Origin of the sequence: Phaeovulum sp. (assembly GCF_047638075.1) — a bacterium.
Classification (GTDB): domain Bacteria; phylum Pseudomonadota; class Alphaproteobacteria; order Rhodobacterales; family Rhodobacteraceae; genus UBA6197.
Map to the genome: position 1 here is coordinate 52,686 of NZ_JBLJBV010000014.1, position 16,342 is coordinate 69,027.

Here is a 16,342-nt window from a genome sequence, read left to right on the forward strand (position 1 = left end):
GGTTTTGGTCCGTCTGGGCGCTATGGATAACATTCAACACTTATCATAGTGACAAGTTGCAATTCCGCCGACCGGGAACATCCACCCCATCAGCAAAGCCGCCACCAGGCCGGGGGTCTTTCGGCGGGTCAGGGTAAAGTTATCAAATAGACCCGGCACGACAAGGCGATAATCGGCCTGCTGCCAACTTACCGCCAGCGCCGCACGCTTTTTCGTAGGCAGTTGCGCAGGCGGTGCGGGGTTGGTAGGCAAAAGCATCACCCAAAGGGGAAGACTGCCATGCCCGTGATCACCTGCATTGATGACCTGAAACGCCTGCACAAGCGCCGCACGCCAAAGATGTTTTACGATTATGCAGAGAGCGGCAGCTATACCGAACAGACCTTTCGGGAAAATTCATCTGATTTCGCGCAATTGCGACTGCGCCAAAGGGTTGCCGTCGATATGTCGGGGCGTAGCACCGAAGGCCGGATGATTGGCGAAAAGGTGGCGATGCCGGTCGCGCTGGCCCCCGTTGGCTTGACCGGGATGCAGCACGCGGATGGTGAGATTCTGGCGGCAAAAGCGGCCGAAAAGTTTGGCGTGCCGTTTACGCTGTCCACGATGAGCATTTGCTCGATTGAGGATGTGGCAGAGCATACGACCAAGCCGTTCTGGTTTCAGGTTTACACGCTGAAAGACGATGATTTCATGCGGCGGTTGTTTGAAAGGGCGCGGGCGGCAAAATGTTCGGCCATCGTGATTACCGTGGATTTGCAGATCTTGGGGCAGCGGCACAAGGACCTGAAAAACGGGCTTTCGACGCCGCCGAAACTGACGCCCGCGTCAATTGCCAATATGATGACCAAGGTGCAATGGGGCCTTGGGATGCTGCAAACCAAGCGGCGGTTCTTTGGCAATATCGTGGGCCATGCCAAGGGGGTTTCGGACCCGACGAACCTTGCGACATGGACGGCAGAGGCGTTTGATATGTCCTTGGATTGGGCGCGGATTGCCAAGTTCAAGGAAATGTGGGGCGGCAAGGTGATCTTGAAAGGCATCATGGATGCCGACGACGCCCGCAAGGCGCTGGCCGTTGGGGCGGATGCGATCATCGTGTCCAACCATGGCGGGCGGCAGTTGGACGGGGCGCTGTCGTCAATCCGGGCGCTACCGGCCATACTGGATGCGGTGGGCGATCAGATCGAAGTGCATATGGATAGCGGTATCCGGTCGGGGCAAGACGTGTTGAAGGCGCTGTCTTTGGGGGCCAGGGGCACCTATATCGGGCGCGCTTATGTCAATGGTCTGGGCGCGATGGGCGAGGCGGGCGTGACAAAGGCGCTGGAGGTGATCCAAAAAGAGCTGCTGACCACGATGGGGCTGGTGGGAGAGCGTGGAATTGACAACCTCGGGCGGCATAACCTGCTGATCCCGAAGGGGTTTGAGGGCGACTGGATGGATTGACACCTGACGCGCCATCAGCGGGCCACCACGCAAAGTATCCTGGCCGTCCAGCGATGTTCCCCGTCAATGCTGGATCGGATAGCATCGCCAACAATGGTTTTTCCAACCGCGCCTTCCTTTGGCTGGTATTGCCGCAAGGTCAAATCATCCTTGATCAGCCCCGATCAGTTACCGTTGCGGTGCCGTCAGGCAAGCTCAGGGGCGACGGGCACGACGATCCGGCCACGCACTTGCCCTTTGAGGAATTTCGGGGCGGTTGCGATCACGTCTTTCAGGGCCACCTCGACCACCATTGATTCCAGCTTATCCATATCAAGATCACGCGCCAGCCGTTGCCATGCTTTGATCCGTTGGGGACGTGGGCACATCACGCTATCTACCCCGGCCAGCGTTACACCGCGCAGAATGAACGGCGCGACCGAGCTGGGCAGATCCATCCCACCTGCCAGGCCGCATGCCGCAACCGTGCCGCGATATTTCATCATCGAAATCAGGTTCGCCAACACCGTGCCGCCCACCACATCAATCGCACCTGCCCAGCGTTCCTTGTTCAAAGCGCGCGGCTTACCCGTCAACTCTTCGCGCGCCACAATCGATGAAGCGCCGAGCGCCATTAGATAAGCCGCCTCGCTTTCGCGGCCTGTGACGGCGGCCACTGAATAGCCCTCGGCAGCCAGCAGCGCGACGGCCACGCTACCCACACCCCCCGAGGCCCCGGTCACCGCGACTTCGCCGCTGTCAGGCGTCACGCCATTAGCCTCAAGCGCCATCACACAAAGCATCGCCGTGTAGCCGGCTGTGCCAATGGCCATCGCCTGACGCATTGAAACCCCCTCGGGCAGCGGCACCAGCCACTCGCCACGCAGATGCGCGCGCGTGGCCAGCCCACCCCAATATTTCTCGCCCACGCTCCAGCCATTCAGCACAACCCGGTCGCCGGGCGCGTAATCGGGGTGCTGGCTGTGGCGCACGACCCCGGCCAAATCAATCCCCGGCACCATCGGAAAACTGCGCACAACCGGTGCCGCGCCGGTCAGCGCCAGCGCATCTTTGTAATTCAGCGTGGAATAGGCAATATCCACCGCCACTTCACCCTCTGCCAGGGGCGGCAGATCTATGTCACGCAACGCGGCGGTTTGGGTCTCGTCGGACTTTTCGATGATAATGGCTTGGGTCATGGAGAGCTCCGTCATTTCGATATGAGGCGCAGGAAACTGGCAGAGAACTGCCGCAACGGCGCGGGGTTGCATCCAAGTCTAGCGCGCAGGACGGCGCCTTGCCAATCAGTCCAGAACGATGCGGCGCGGAGATAGGCTTAATGGGGCGCTGATTAGCCGTAAGATAGCACTTTACGGAACTCATACCCGGTTTCGGCGTTTGATGTGTAAGGCCGCTTGACTGGCAGCCACCACAAAGAACGGAGTTTTTGGTATGATCCGCAGATTTCTTACCCCCGCCCTAACCTGCGCCCTTCTGGGAACCGCCTCGCTTGCCATGGCGGACACGATGATCAAGGATGTCGACGTATCCCTTGATATGAGCGCAATTCAGAACCCGAAAGCCGCCGAACACCTGACCACGGTTGCCGGTGACCTGAAAGAGGCGATCGTTGCACGCCTGACCGACAAAATTGCCCCCGAAGGTAGTGATGGCGCCAAAATCTCGGTTGATATTGACGAGGTTGAACTGGCCTCCACGCTAGATGCGGTTCACGGCCTGGCGGAATCGAAACTGGTCGGCAAGGTAGCGATTACCTCGGAAACCGATAACAGCGCGTTTGATGCGTTTGACCTGGCCGTCAGCTTTGATCAGGCGGTGATTTACCTGCCCGAAGGCACCGACCCGACTTTGCTGACCATCGACAGCCCGCTCTATTACCACTCGATGGTAGAGGCCTTTGCCCAGGCGGTTGCCGATAAGATTGACTAAACCATTGAACCAACCCCGGCGGGCAACTGCCGGGGCCACCCGCCAACGCGGCTTGAACCAACACAGCCCTAAGGCTTTGCAGGGTCCTGTGGCAAACCGGCCAGGATGCGTCGCACTTCGGCGGCCATTAGCCGGTGTTCCTGTGCGACAGCGGCCTCGACCGCAAAAGCCGGATCGGGGACCGCGCCGGGGTCTTCTTGCGCATCCGCGACGCCGGTGGTGTCTGGCATGAAACGGTCAAGCCACGCTTGCCCCCCCAAACCCGGCGCGAGTTCTGCCAAAAGCCGTACCAGCAAACGACGCTGGGCAAACAGCCTGCCCTCTAGAATTTCCACTGAAACAGTCATGTATTGCCTCACTTTCCGGGATCAACACAAAATGTTGCATCGGGTTTTGTGCCCAATCCACAGTCTGACATATCCCCGCCCAAACTGAACAAGAACTGTTGCGGAACACTGATTTATTGTGCAGCTTACAGGGACAAAGGTCCGTATCTTGCGGCGTTAGACCCTTTTATGACATCGCCCAGATCGTTTGCTGGCAGTGGTTTTCTTGGTTACGACGATGGGTGGAGTGCCTCCGGTATGGCCAAAACAGTCTTTCGCGCAAGCAAGGTGATCCGCGTCAGCGGGTTGGTTCTGATCTTGTTCGTGGCGGCGCTGGTTTATCTGTTGGCCTATGGACAGTTCACGTCGGTACGCAACGCCGCGCAGGTGCAGGCCCATCGCACCGCACATGTGGTTGCCACGCAGTATTCGTGGGTCTTGCAAGCCAGCGCACAGGCATTGCGGCGAATGGAGGACGCATTGCGCGGGGCGCCTATCGCCTCAGGTGCAACGGTGCGTGACATCGGTGAGGCGGTGCGCGACCTGCCCCCAGACTATCAATACTCGGTCTATGATGCACAAGGCACGTTGGCCTTCAGCAGCCTTGAGAACCCTTCGATAATTGACATCAGCGACCGCAGCTATTTTCGCAAGATCAGAAATGGGATGGAGTTGACGATTTCTCCCGTGGTCACTGAACGGCTTTCCGGTGAGCAAGTCATAATTCTGGCCCGACGACTTTCAAAGGACGGTGTTTTTCATGGCGCCGCAACCATTGCCATCCCGGCGCAATCCCTTGCGGAAATGTCAGCTGCGATGGGGGTCGATAAGGGATCAACTTTGGCGCTGATTGCGACCGATGGGATGATGATCGCCCGCGCGCCGCCAATCGCGCCGCGTGACTTGTCACAATCCGAGCTGTTCCTTCACCTGAAATCCACGTCGAACGGCTGGTACCAGGCAAGATCGCCCGTTGATGGAACCAAACGCATGGTTGGCTATTGGGCACTGGACGACTGGCCGCTGATTGCGATCGTGGGGCTGAACGAGGCCACGGTTTTCAGCAATTTCTGGAAACAGCTACGCGCAGAATCGCTGATTTTTCTACCTATCGCGTTAAGTGCCGGGTTTCTATCAATCTGGCTTTTGAGGGTGTTGAAAACAGATGAGGTCCGGCAGGCCGAACTTATTCGCGCTAATGAAAAAAGCGACCATCTGCTACGCGAGATTCACCACCGCGTCAAAAACAACCTGCAAACGGTCATTTCATTAATCCGGCTTGAGGATATCCCGCCGGCCAACAAAACCGCGCTGATGGGCCGGATAAATGCCATGACGGACGTGCATCAGCAGATGTATGGGTCGGACCAGTTTGACAAGGTAAATGTGCAGCCCTATCTGACGCGGCTGATTGAAACGATCAGCCATTCCTATGGGAACAAGGCACAGGTAATGCTAAAGATTGCGGCTGTTGATCTGGACGGCGACCGGGCGATGCAGCTTGGGTTACTGACCAATGAAATCGTCTCGAACGCGTATAAACACGCCTTCACCGGGCGCGATGGGGGGCATTTGGCGGTATCTTTTGGCGCCATAGCCGATGGAATGTTGCGTTTGACCATTACAGATGACGGGCCGGGTTATGATAGTGAAACCACGCCAATGAATATGGGCACCAAACTGATATCTGCTTTTACAGAGCAACTTGGTGGTACAGTATCCGCCGACACTCACGGCCATGTCGCGATCACTGTCGACTTTCCGATCACATCTGAAATCGAGACAGAGGCCGCCGCACCCTAAGAAGGGGCGGCGGCCCATGGGGTTTAGCAAGCCGCGATGAATTCACGTCCTCTGGCGTCGCGGTAAACACATTTGCCCGCGGTGTTGGACTGACGAACCAGTTCACCCGCGACAAGCCCTGCCGCACCGCCCAGCGCCGCACCAGCAAGGCGATCATCATCATCGGCAACGGCAGCACCGATGGCCGCACCCGCCAAGGCATTCTGCCCCGGTGTTTCGCAGGCTGCCAGCGCAGCCACAAATGGAAAAAGCAGTAGAAAGCGTGTCATCGGATTTCTCCTTTTGCAGATTTACGGACTCAACACCCCGCAGCGAAACAGAGCCGCCCGCTGCAGGGTCTGGCCAAAAGGGGTTAGCCTTCAAACTTTGGCAGGCCCTTTAGCTGTTCTTTTGTCATTGGCACATACACGCGCAGATCAGAGCCGTCTTCCTCCATCAAAATATCAATCTGATCGAGCGGGAGCGCCACAGGTTTGGCACCAATCCCCAGAAAACCACCAACGTCGATAACCGCGTGGTCCATCCCGCCTTCGGTATTGACGACCAGTGTCGAAACCTCTCCGATATGGGCATCTGTGCTGTCATAAACCTCAGCCCCGGTCAGCTTGTCGACCGTCAGCATTTCGGGTGCGGCCACAACATAGCCATCACGCACGGTTACTTCGTGTGCTGGCGCTGTGGCACCAACTGCGGGTGCGGCCTCCCCAGGTGCGGCAGGGTCTATGATAGCGGCCGCCGGATCAGGCGGGGCGACACTGGTTGCAGCGCTATCCCAATGATATTCAGGGGCGTCTTCCAAGTTTGCACGCGCCGCGGTCATCACCAGAAAATAATCATCCGGGTCATCGGGCGTTGCGCTATCCGTCACAAAGCGCAGCGCACCCATATCGACCGCCACCTGACGTTCACCGATCCCCAGGAAGCCGCCGATATCTACCAAGACAGCCGCAACCTGACCGTCACGGGTTAAAATGACATCATTGATTTCACCGATGTCTTCCCAACCATCCTGCATACCGTTTGCCTCGGTATCTTCATAGGCCGCCTCCGAGGCATAGACGCGGGTTCCAATGAAGCTAGAGGCATGCAGCTCCATCGGGTCGGCCATATCGCGGAATATCGTCACACCATCGGCGGTTTGAGCACTCGCCGAAGTGGCAAACGCCCCGATCAGGGCAGTCGTGATCAGTAGATTTTTCATCGTGTTTCTCCTACTTCAGGGGCGCCGCAAGTCTTGGCGCACTGACAGACCAACGCGCCATCAGCCTTGCGGTTCCGGCCGAAACCGGGCGCAATTCACATGGGAACCAACCCCCCGGTGGGCGCGTTGAGGATGCAAGGCCATCCCGGCCGGACGTAATTCAATGCGCCACAAACGACGCAGGAAAGGGTCAAGAGATGAACACGACGACCAAAGCCATGAACGTCATTCCCGAAGCCAACGACGTAAAGACGGGTGTCAAAAACATTTCAGAGATTACCAAGGGCCTGTCGGTTGCTCTGGCAGATACCTATCGGCTGGTATTCAAAACTCACGCCTATCATTGGAATGTCGAAGGGCCGATGTTCTTTTCAATCCATCACCTGACCGAAGAACAGTATCAAGACATGTTCGAGGCCGCCGATGTTATTGCTGAACGTATTCGCGCGTTGGGGCAATTGACCCCGATGCGGCTTGACGACATCATCGCCGCGTCATGCGTCAAGGATCCAACCGACGCACCCTCGGCGCAGCATATGGTTGATGATCTGGCGCAGGATCACGCCGCAGTTGCCAAGCGCCTGCACGGGCTGATCAAGACAGCCGATGAGGGCAACGACCCGGTTACCGCCGATCTGATCACCGCACGATCAAGTTTTCACGAAACCGCCGCGTGGATGCTGCGCGCAACGGCGAAATAAGGCTGGGTCAGCGATCCTTGGAGCCATAGCCAGCTTCATGCGGTTCAAAGGAAGGTTTCAGCGGTAAAGTCTCTCACCTTCATGCCGAAATCGAGGGCGCACCCGACAGGTGTTGGGTGCGCCCTTTTGTGTTAGGGTCAGGCTTTCAGGAAACTTCCAGCCGCACCTCGGGATAGATACTCATCGCCTGGGCGATGGCGGTATCGTCCATCAAACAAAACGCGGTCGAAAGCGCGTCAGCCAGTGCCGCACGTTCCGCCGAGACAGAAACCAGTGTCCGCAAAGTAGCAGGCTGGCCGTTTTTTGGATTCAGAATATGGCCCACATTGCCCGCAACATCCAAAACCGTACCAAGCGGTGCAGAGGTTGCCAAAGCCCGGTCACGCAATTGAACGCGATGCACGATTTGCCCTTCTGGGGTGGCAATGCCAGCCTCCCAATTGCCGCCATCCGGGCGCTGACCCAAAGCCGCTATCTCGCCCATATCCACCAGCACATCGGTAAAGCCTTTCGCGCGTAAAAGGCCCGCCACACGGTCGGTAATATAGCCCTGTGCGATACCATTCAGCGTCATCGCCATGCCGGGGCGCGCAAAGCGGATCGCGTCCGAGGAAATCCGCACATCATCCCAACCGATCAGTGCGCGTGCTTGCGTCAGTTCGGCAAGCTCTGGCGACTGTCCCAGCCCTTCGGCCCATAGCTGCCACAACGGCTGCACCGTCGGATCAAACGCGCCATTCGTCGCCTGATGCACGGCCCCTGCCAGGGTCAGCAATTCCAGCATCTCAGCAGAAGGGTCCGCCAGTTGCCCGGTACGGTTCAGTTTCGATAGCTCAGAACCGGCACGATGCAGGCTGAAGATATTCTCAAGCCGCTTCAGCTCTGTCTCTATCGCCGCAAAAACCGGCGCGGCAGCAGCAGGGGTTTGACCTACCAGCCGCAAACTAGCACCCGCGCCTAGTGCGGTGCCGTGCCATTCTGCCACCGGCACCGCAGCGTGGGCGGCATAGGGCAAGCAAAGCGCAGCGGCGCTGATCGTTAAAAACCGGCGACGGTTGAGCATCGGGATCATTTCGGGTCCTCCAATTCTGCATCCAGATCAACGGGGCCAAGCGCCGCGTCATCAGGTATTTCATTCAGGCTCATCGGGGTGCCGCCATAGCGTGCGATAAATTCCTGTGCGGCCTGTCGATCTGCAAAAGGCACGATTTCAGGGGCGCCCATACCACCGCGCACCCCCGCATCCACCACAAATACCGCAGTTTCGGCTAAGGTCCAGTTATCGTTTCCGGGAAACGCCCAGCTAGGGGCAACGCCCATGTCGGTAACGTAAACTGCGGTAATATCCGCCTCGCGTTCGGGCCCCTTCAGGTAGGCGACCAAATCACGCACCTGCGGAAAGAACAGCGGTTGCGGTAATCCTTTCAGGTGAATCTGCCCCTTTGGCCCGCCGTGATCGGCAATGTTCATCTGGCAGAAATAGCCCAATGCATCTTCGGTCATCGTCACCGGTTCAGGCGGCGGCGCCGTATCGGGCTGGCAGGCAGCCACAGCCGCAAGAAGCGCGATCATTCTCATGGTTCGACCCTTCCAAAAGCAAGCCGCGCCAGCAAAAACGCCACCGGCAACCACAAGATCAGCGACAATGGCGCGGCCCAGCCCGGCAAGCCACCCGCGACGCCGCCAAGGCCAGACGCCATCGCGATTCCGTCAGAGGCGCCAATGTTCCACAGCCTGAAGGCATCGGCGGGGTTGGCCGTCATCAGCCACGGAAACACATGCTGGGTGAAAACTCCGCCATTATCCACGACCAAGGCGCCCAAAAGCCCCAAATCGAACAGCACCACCAGCACCAGCCAGACACCTGCGGCCAACCCTGCCGCCGCCGCCGCACTGCCCGCCAGCGCCGACAGCGCATAGCCGAACGCCAAAAAGACCGCACCCAACAACGCCGCCGTCGCAATCAGCCGCCCCAGCGAGATCAGGCTTTGCACGCTTGCCCCACCGGAAAGCGCGCTGACCAGCCCCGCCGTGCCAAACCCCAGCGCCATCGCCAGTAACAACGCCAGCAGATGTGCCGCAAACTTGCCGGCGAGGATCTCGGCTCGGGTCACCGGATAGGTCAGCGTCAACGCAAGCGTGCCGCGTTCGGCTTCGCCAGCGATAGCGTCAAAGGCGATCATCAGCGCCAGAAGCGGCGCAAGGTATACCGCCAGCGTGGTCATCGAGGCGACCGAGATGGTCAGCATATCGACCCCCAGAACCCCCGTCGGCGCGCTGCCCGCGAATGTCAGCGCCAGCGCAAACAGCACCATGATGACCGTGGCCACCAGAACCCAGCGGTTGCGCAGTGCGATGCGGAATTCGGTTCCGGCAATGGCAAATATCCGAGCGATCATTGCGACACCTGTGCGGAATAATGGCGGTAAAGGTCTTCCAGGCCGGGGGGGGTAATCTCAAAATCCGCGACCGCGTCACCCAATGCGATGATCCGGCGCATCTGATCGATCTTGTCACCCGCAGCCACCGCCAAATCGACAGCGGTGCCATTCACCGGCGTGCCACCCAGCGCGGTAACCAGTTGCGCCGACATCCCCGGCGCTGCGGTAACGCGGATGCGCGTCGGCAGGCCCGCGCGCGCCGACAGCTTGGCCAGCGTATCGTCGGCCAGAAGCCGACCCTGCTTCATGATGGCAATACGGTCGGTGCGGGCCTCGACCTCGGTCAGGGCATGGCTCGCAATCAGCAGGGCTGTGCCCTGGGCGGCCATTTCATCAATGATCGTGTAAAGCTCGTGGCGCGAGGCCGGGTCCAGCCCGCTAGTGGGCTCGTCCAGCAGTGCGACGCCGGGGCGGCCCAACAGCACCTGCGCCATGCCCAGACGCTGGCGCATACCCTTGGAATAGGTGCCAAGGCGGCGGTCAGCGGCCTCGGCCAGACCAACGCGTTTGAGCAGCGGCGCGACACCGGCCAGCGGTTCACCCGCAAGCCGCGCAAATAGCGACAGCTGTTCGCACCCGGTCAGCGCCGGGTGAAACGCCACATTCTCGGGCAGGTAGGCGGTGGCACGGCGGGCAACCAGACTGCCCGGTGCGGCCCCAGCCACTGTAATACTACCGGTGCCCGGCCGTATCAGCCCCAGAACAAGCTTCATCAGCGTCGATTTGCCGGCACCGTTGTGGCCCAACAGCGCCACCCGCTCACCGGGCCGCAGGGCCAACGAGACGTCATCCAGAACAAGGCGCCCCCCCCGACGCTTTCCCAAACCGTCAATCCGCAAGATATTATCCAAGGTCTGCACTCTTTTCTGGCGGCGCTACTTCAGGCACCGCAATTTCCACCGGGCGCATCATCGGGTGGCTATCAATCACCCCACCGGGCAATAGTGCCGGAAAAGCCGATTGCGACCATTTCACCAACTGCACGGCGGGCGAACCCAAAAGCAATTTCGCCGCCGGTTGCGACCACAGGATATGGTCCATACTGTCATTGGGGCGATAGGGCATATCGGCCAGCCCGTCACCGTTCAGGTCATAGGCGGCAAAATCGCTCCAATAATTGCCAATGCCGTTGGCAGACCATTCCACCCACTGCGTCGACACATATTTTACCTGTGTGCGGTTGCCGATAAAGGCGTTTTCGGTGACCTGATTGCGTTCAGACCCGGCGGTAAAGTGAATGCCGATCTGGCAGCCCTCGAACCGATTGCCCTGCACCAGATTTTTCTGCGCGTTGTACATGAACAGGCAAAGGTTCTTGCCGTCTCGCACCAGATTTCCGACGACCTGGGAATTGGTGGCGTAGTTCAGCATCAAGCCATGCTCTTTATCGTTCACCGACACATTGCCGTTCAGCTTGACCCGGTCAGAGAACATGATCGCATAGCCAAGATCATTGCCCAGTGACACATTGCCCGTCACTTCCGAGCGGTTGGCATACATGTAATGCACCGCAAACCGCAGATCGCGGAAAGTGTTGTCGCGGAAGATGTTGTTCTTTGACGTGTTCACAAAAATGCCGTCGCGGCCCCACATGATGTCATTGTCCGCAACCACTGCACCGGGCGCGTTCCAGACATAGACACCATTGCCCCGGCTGTTCATCCGATGATCTTGTCGGCCGCGGATCATATTGCCAACCACCAGCGCGTCATGCGCGCCGTGAATGTCGACGCCGTACAGATTGCCCAGCAGGGTATTTCCCCGGACAATGGGACGCTTGGCGGTTTTGGTCAGCTGCACGCCCGAGTCGATAGATTCATGCGATGAGCCAGAGCCCTGAATGATCAGCCCCTCTACCACAACATCCGGCCCGGTCACGGTAATAACGCTGCCCACACCGGTGCCTTGCAGAACGGCACCATTGCCGATCAGCGTGACCGGACGGTCCAGCACGAGGTTTTCTTCATAGGTGCCAGGGGTCAGGATCAGCCGGTCCCCCGCTTCGGCCAAGGCCAATGCCGAAGTGATGCCGCCCTTGCCGGGCGACACCGCAATATCTGCTGCCGCCCCGAGGGACGGCAGCAGCAACACACAGATCAGGGTTAAAAACCTGCGCAAGGATCAGACGCCTGCCGGTTCCACCAGCATCCGGCCACGCATTTCCATATGCAGCGCATGGCAGAACCACTGGCAGTAGTACCAATAGACCCCCGGTCGGTCGGCGGTGAACGTCACCGAGGCCGTGGCCTGGGGCGCAATTTCCATCGCAATGCCGTGGTTTCCTAGCGTGAAACCATGGGTCAGGTCGTCGACGTCGTCGATATTGGTAATATAGATCGTTACCTCGTCGCCCTGTTTCACGGTGAACTTTTCAAGGCTGAAGGTCGGCGCAATGGAATACATGTAAACCCTGACCTTGTTACCATCGCGGATAACCTCGTCGTGGCCATCCTCAAGCACGACACCGTCTGCCTCGGCTTGTTTACGCGCCTCCTCGAACATCGGGTCATTGCGGTCCCACACATTGACCGGGTTCACGATATCTGCACGCACCAATACCACGTCATGCGGTTCGGCAAAGGTCGGGCCGTCATGCACCACTTTCATGTCATCGGTTGAAATATCAATCAGCTGTTCATTCTCGGGCTTCAGCGGGCCGACATTCAAGAAGCGGTCTTTGGAGAACTTGTTAAGCGAAAGCAGCCACTTGCCATCGGCCTCTTTCGTTTCGCCCATGGTGGTGTGGTTGTGACCGGGCTGATAATGCACGTCCACCTTGCTGATGATCGGGTCAACCTCTTCGCCAGCGTAGGCCCTGATTGCCTTTTCGATATCCCATTTCACGATCTGGCTGTCGATGAACAGCGTGGTATAGGCCATCCCCTTACCATCGAACGCGGTATGAAGCGGGCCAAGACCCAGTTGCGGTTCCGCAACGATACAGCTGCGCGGGTCGGCGTCTTCTTCAAAGATGGCGTCCAGTTTGCGCACATCAATTACCGAGCAGGTCGGTGACAGTTTGCCGTTGATCACGATGTAATTGCCGTCAGGTGAGGCATTACAGCCATGCGGGCTGTTGGGGATCGGGATGTAGCGCGTGTATTTCTTGTTCTTCTCTTTGCGCCCGTCAATGACCGGCACACCCTTGAGCATCTGAACATCGCCCGATGCAACACCCTTCTCGATCTCTTTGATGTTGAAGACCACGACATGGTCCATTTCGCTTTCTGTCATCTCGGCCAGGTTCATACCCATTTCCGAGTTGTAGGAGGTCGAAAAGACATATTTGCCCTGATAGTCACAATCGGTGTTGTCCAGATTGCCCGAGACCATGACCTGCCAGGAAACGGTCATTTCATCGCCATCAATCGCCGTAAAGAAGTTCACATATTGGCTGGGATCATCCAGAACGGTGCCATCGTTCACGATCGGCGTTTCATCCTCACCATTGGCAAAGACATAGCCTGTGCGCGGGAAACGCTGCGGACGCAGACCGTGAATTGCCTTGGCGTTCGGGATTTCGATGATCTTGTCGCATTTCATCACATCACAACGCACACGGGCAACGCGGGTGTTGGCCTTGTCATTCATGAACAGATAACGGCCATCATAGGTGCCATCGGTGAACGACATATGCGGGTGGTGCAGGTCGCCGTTATCGTAGGTTTTCATGCCTTTCTTTGCCAAAAACTCTTTGGTTTCCGGCAACAGGCCCTCGGTCAGGATCTTCAGGCTCTCGTTCGTCTGGCCCCAGCCGGTGGCTGAACAACGGTTGAACACCGGCACACGCATCAATTCGCGCATTGACGGAAAGCCCAGAATCCGCATTTCGCCGCACTGGCCCGAGGACCAGAAGCCGTAATATTCGTCCAGTTCGCCCGGCGCGAGTTCAAACTTTGGGGTAGTGCCCTGCGCCTTGGCGGCCTTGGCGGCAAACAGGCTTGCAGCCATTCCTGTGGTTCCAAGAACGGCACCGGTTGCGGTAGCGCCCAACACTCCCCGGCGGGTCAGCCCGGATTTCCCTTGTTTTTCGGTCATCTTTCTCTCCTTGGGTTTAGTTTTTGCGGGACAGGATCTGCCCCAACGCTTTCTCATTGGCCGCTGCCGACATCTTATCGCCGGCACGGCGTTTGTCTTTTCTTATCACCACCGGACAACGGTCGTGCGACTGATACAGCATCTGACAATGCAGACAGTTGATACACTCATTCGGGTTGATTTCACCTGTGGGGTGAATTGCCTGCACGGGGCACTCGATCGCGCAGGTCTGACATGGGTTGCCGCATTCCCGATACCGGCGCAGCCAGTCAAACATGCGTATCCGCGCCGGAATGGCCAGCGCCGCCCCCAAGGGACACATGTAACGGCAATAGAACCGCTCAACGAACAATCCGATAATCAGCAAGGTGACCGCAAAGACGACAAATGGCCAGTCACGCACAAACTTAAGAATGATTGCGGTCTTGAACGGCTCCACTTCGGCATAGTGTTCAGCCATCGAAATCGACGCGAGTGACATACCAAACAGCCCAAGGAATATGATATATTTGATTGGCCAAAGCCGCTCATGCAGGCCCCAGGGCAATTCCCACTGCGGGATATGCAGCGCGCGCGCTATCTGATTGGTCAACTCTTGCAGCGCACCAAAGGGGCACAGCCACCCACAATAGGCCCCACGCCCCCAGAACAACAGCGCCGCCGCCACCGCAAACCACTGAATAAACACTAGCGGATCCAGCAAGAACGCGTCCCAAGTAAAGCCACTTCTTAACGCCCCCGCCAAGGCCATCAGATTGACAACCGAAAGCTGTGCGTTCGCATACCAGCCGATGAAAAACAGGCTCATTGTCAGAAAGGCGATGCGGAACCAATAGAAGCGCCGCTCGTTCGCGGTGGCCTGAAACTGAAAGAAGAAGGTCAGCGTCAGCACGCCCAGCATTCCAGCCAGCACGATGATCTCGGGGGTGCGATCATGCCAGATCCGCTGCCACAGGGCGCGTTTGGCGGCCGCTTCGGCATCGTCTGTATCTGCCGTAGCAGCAGCGGGCACCGCCTGAGCCACCGACAGCGGCATCAGATAGGTTTCAGGCAGCTTGTAATCCAGGTCAAAAGTCAGAAATGCCTTGTCCACCGCCCCGATTGCCCGCTGCACCAGCAGTTGCAACCGAAAGGGTTGCGCCGGGTCAAAACCGCTATCCGCCGGAATCTTGAACAGATCCACCTCGGTGAACGTGGGGGCGTCAGCCGGTGCCAGCAAATTCAGCCGGCGGTGCATCTTGTCATTGAAGCGGACGGAATGATCCCCCTGCAACAGATGGATCCGGTCAAAAATGCCGCCCCGCACATAGCCCGACCCTTTGAACGAATAAGGCCCACGGCCGGTAACCAGAATTGCCTGTTCGCCTTCGCCCAGCCATTTCGTCAGGTTGGCATATTCCAATTCTCCCAACAGGCTTTTACCTATTGTCGGCACACTGACCAGCGCCATGTTCATGTCGATAAAGTCATCTTCCGGATCACCCTTTTCAGGGCGGGCAATGGCTTTTTTATCGCCAGTGGCGGCGAATGCCTCGTTGATGTGCCCAACACTCAGCGACAAGCGGCGAACAGAGCCGTCGCCCAACAACTCTTCCCAGCTGCGCGCCTCTTGGGTGGTCATGTCCACCTCGCGCCGCGCCGCGCCCGTATCTGCCGACGCCAAGCCGCCCAGCCCAAGCGACCGCGCCACCTTAAGCCCCGACCGGACCAGTGAATCGTCGATGACCATCACCGTAACCGTCGCCCCGGAGATAATATCAATGTCATGCGAAGATCCGCCGCTTTCAGCCTCGGCTTTCAGATCCATCCCGATATAGCCCGAAATCATCGCATTGACCTTGGCCACGGGAATCCCGATCAACACGATCGGCTCTGAGTGTTCCACCAACTTGGCGCCGGTTATCACCGCATCAGGTGACACCGCCGCAACCACATGGATGGGCTTGCCTGAGTAACCGGTTGTTCCCACAAAATCCGATGTAAGAAATGCGTAACCAACGGTATCGGACCCTTTCAGAACCGGGGCCACCGGAATCTCGGCACCAACGGGGCCAAAGCCGGTAGCCCCCTCGACAAGTTCCGAAGGCTCCAGCCCCGGCAAAAAACGTCCCAATTCCTGCGCCTGCACGGGGGCTGCAACGGCCATGGTTATCAGCATGAAAAATGCGGCCAGTGCCCGAAGGAATTTATCGGTCATCATCATGTGCCCCCGCTGGTTAGGTTTGGCTTAGACGTCACCCGCCAAGCCTTGAACCAAAAAACATCAAACTTTTGAGCAGGTTTTTGCCCTGACCTTCTGCCACAGGTTGTCCCATTTTGGGGTAAAAAAGCAAGCTGAAACGCCGCGGCAATTTGTACCTGCCCCTGCATCCGAGGCCACAAACACGACTTGATCTGTCAAGATTTATCCGGCTGACACCCTCGGCTTTTCTACCCACAACGCGAAAATCAGCCGGC

The 16,342-nt window shown here is 58.2% G+C and carries 16 protein-coding genes; 4 read left to right on the top strand and 12 right to left on the bottom strand.

Annotated features, from left to right (window positions below; genetic code table 11):
• Positions 1-33: 33 nt before the first annotated feature.
• Complete coding sequence (locus tag ACM62R_RS01745) at positions 34-258, bottom strand: hypothetical protein (protein WP_415182348.1); 225 nt, start codon at positions 256-258, stop codon at positions 34-36.
• Positions 259-279: 21 nt separating this feature from the next.
• Here ACM62R_RS01745 and ACM62R_RS01750 point away from each other — a divergent pair, with 21 nt between their 5' ends.
• Positions 280-1,446, top strand: coding sequence for an L-lactate dehydrogenase (locus tag ACM62R_RS01750; protein ID WP_415182349.1), 1,167 nt, complete (start codon positions 280-282; stop codon positions 1,444-1,446).
• A gap of 185 nt (positions 1,447-1,631) precedes the next feature.
• Here ACM62R_RS01750 and ACM62R_RS01755 read toward each other — a convergent pair whose 3' ends face one another.
• Positions 1,632-2,624: an MDR family oxidoreductase gene (locus tag ACM62R_RS01755; RefSeq protein WP_415182350.1), complete on the bottom strand. Its 993-nt coding sequence runs from the start codon at positions 2,622-2,624 to the stop codon at positions 1,632-1,634.
• 253 nt (positions 2,625-2,877) lie between these two features.
• Here ACM62R_RS01755 and ACM62R_RS01760 point away from each other — a divergent pair, with 253 nt between their 5' ends.
• Positions 2,878-3,375: a hypothetical protein gene (locus ACM62R_RS01760; RefSeq protein WP_415182351.1), complete on the top strand. Its 498-nt coding sequence runs from the start codon at positions 2,878-2,880 to the stop codon at positions 3,373-3,375.
• A gap of 68 nt (positions 3,376-3,443) precedes the next feature.
• On the opposite strand, the gene ACM62R_RS01765 is transcribed toward ACM62R_RS01760, so the two are convergent.
• Positions 3,444-3,722, bottom strand: a complete 279-nt coding sequence (locus tag ACM62R_RS01765; protein ID WP_415182352.1) for a hypothetical protein — start codon at positions 3,720-3,722, stop codon at positions 3,444-3,446.
• Positions 3,723-3,959: 237 nt separating this feature from the next.
• On the opposite strand from ACM62R_RS01765, the gene ACM62R_RS01770 reads away from it, so the two are divergent.
• Positions 3,960-5,504, top strand: a complete 1,545-nt coding sequence (locus ACM62R_RS01770; protein WP_415182353.1) for a sensor histidine kinase — start codon at positions 3,960-3,962, stop codon at positions 5,502-5,504.
• Between the two features lie 23 nt (positions 5,505-5,527).
• Here ACM62R_RS01770 and ACM62R_RS01775 read toward each other — a convergent pair whose 3' ends face one another.
• Positions 5,528-5,773, bottom strand: a complete 246-nt coding sequence (locus ACM62R_RS01775) for a hypothetical protein (RefSeq protein WP_415182354.1) — start codon at positions 5,771-5,773, stop codon at positions 5,528-5,530.
• Positions 5,774-5,856: 83 nt separating this feature from the next.
• Complete coding sequence (locus ACM62R_RS01780) at positions 5,857-6,705, bottom strand: PRC-barrel domain-containing protein (protein WP_415182355.1); 849 nt, start codon at positions 6,703-6,705, stop codon at positions 5,857-5,859.
• A gap of 197 nt (positions 6,706-6,902) precedes the next feature.
• Between ACM62R_RS01780 and ACM62R_RS01785 the strand changes: the two genes are divergently transcribed.
• The gene (locus ACM62R_RS01785) at positions 6,903-7,406 is read left to right on the top strand and encodes a Dps family protein (RefSeq protein ID WP_415182356.1); all 504 of its coding nucleotides are present in this window, start codon (positions 6,903-6,905) and stop codon (positions 7,404-7,406) included.
• 145 nt (positions 7,407-7,551) lie between these two features.
• Here the strand turns inward: ACM62R_RS01785 and ACM62R_RS01790 are convergent, their stop codons facing one another.
• Genes ACM62R_RS01790 through ACM62R_RS01820 form a run of 7 tightly spaced genes read right to left on the bottom strand, consistent with a single transcriptional unit; the run spans position 7,552 to position 16,088 of the window.
• Positions 7,552-8,478 (bottom strand): FAD:protein FMN transferase, encoded by a 927-nt coding sequence (locus tag ACM62R_RS01790; RefSeq protein ID WP_415182357.1) that lies wholly within the window; start codon positions 8,476-8,478, stop codon positions 7,552-7,554.
• Entirely contained in the window at positions 8,475-8,984 is a 510-nt protein-coding gene (locus ACM62R_RS01795; protein WP_415182358.1) for a nitrous oxide reductase accessory protein NosL, read from the bottom strand. Before ACM62R_RS01795 ends, ACM62R_RS01790 begins: the two co-directional genes overlap by 4 nt.
• Positions 8,981-9,805: an ABC transporter permease gene (locus ACM62R_RS01800; RefSeq protein ID WP_415182359.1), complete on the bottom strand. Its 825-nt coding sequence runs from the start codon at positions 9,803-9,805 to the stop codon at positions 8,981-8,983. The genes ACM62R_RS01795 and ACM62R_RS01800 overlap by 4 nt, the downstream gene beginning before the upstream one ends.
• Positions 9,802-10,698 carry an ABC transporter ATP-binding protein gene (locus ACM62R_RS01805; RefSeq protein WP_415182360.1) on the bottom strand — a complete coding sequence of 299 codons (897 nt, stop codon included), beginning with the start codon at positions 10,696-10,698 and terminating at the stop codon, positions 9,802-9,804. Before ACM62R_RS01805 ends, ACM62R_RS01800 begins: the two co-directional genes overlap by 4 nt.
• Complete coding sequence (locus ACM62R_RS01810) at positions 10,691-11,965, bottom strand: nitrous oxide reductase family maturation protein NosD (RefSeq protein ID WP_415182361.1); 1,275 nt, start codon at positions 11,963-11,965, stop codon at positions 10,691-10,693. The genes ACM62R_RS01805 and ACM62R_RS01810 overlap by 8 nt, the downstream gene beginning before the upstream one ends.
• A gap of 3 nt (positions 11,966-11,968) precedes the next feature.
• Positions 11,969-13,885, bottom strand: coding sequence for a TAT-dependent nitrous-oxide reductase (nosZ, locus tag ACM62R_RS01815; protein WP_415182362.1), 1,917 nt, complete (start codon positions 13,883-13,885; stop codon positions 11,969-11,971).
• A 16-nt stretch (positions 13,886-13,901) separates the two neighbouring features.
• Entirely contained in the window at positions 13,902-16,088 is a 2,187-nt protein-coding gene (locus ACM62R_RS01820; RefSeq protein WP_415182363.1) for a 4Fe-4S binding protein, read from the bottom strand.
• Positions 16,089-16,342: the final 254 nt, after the last annotated feature.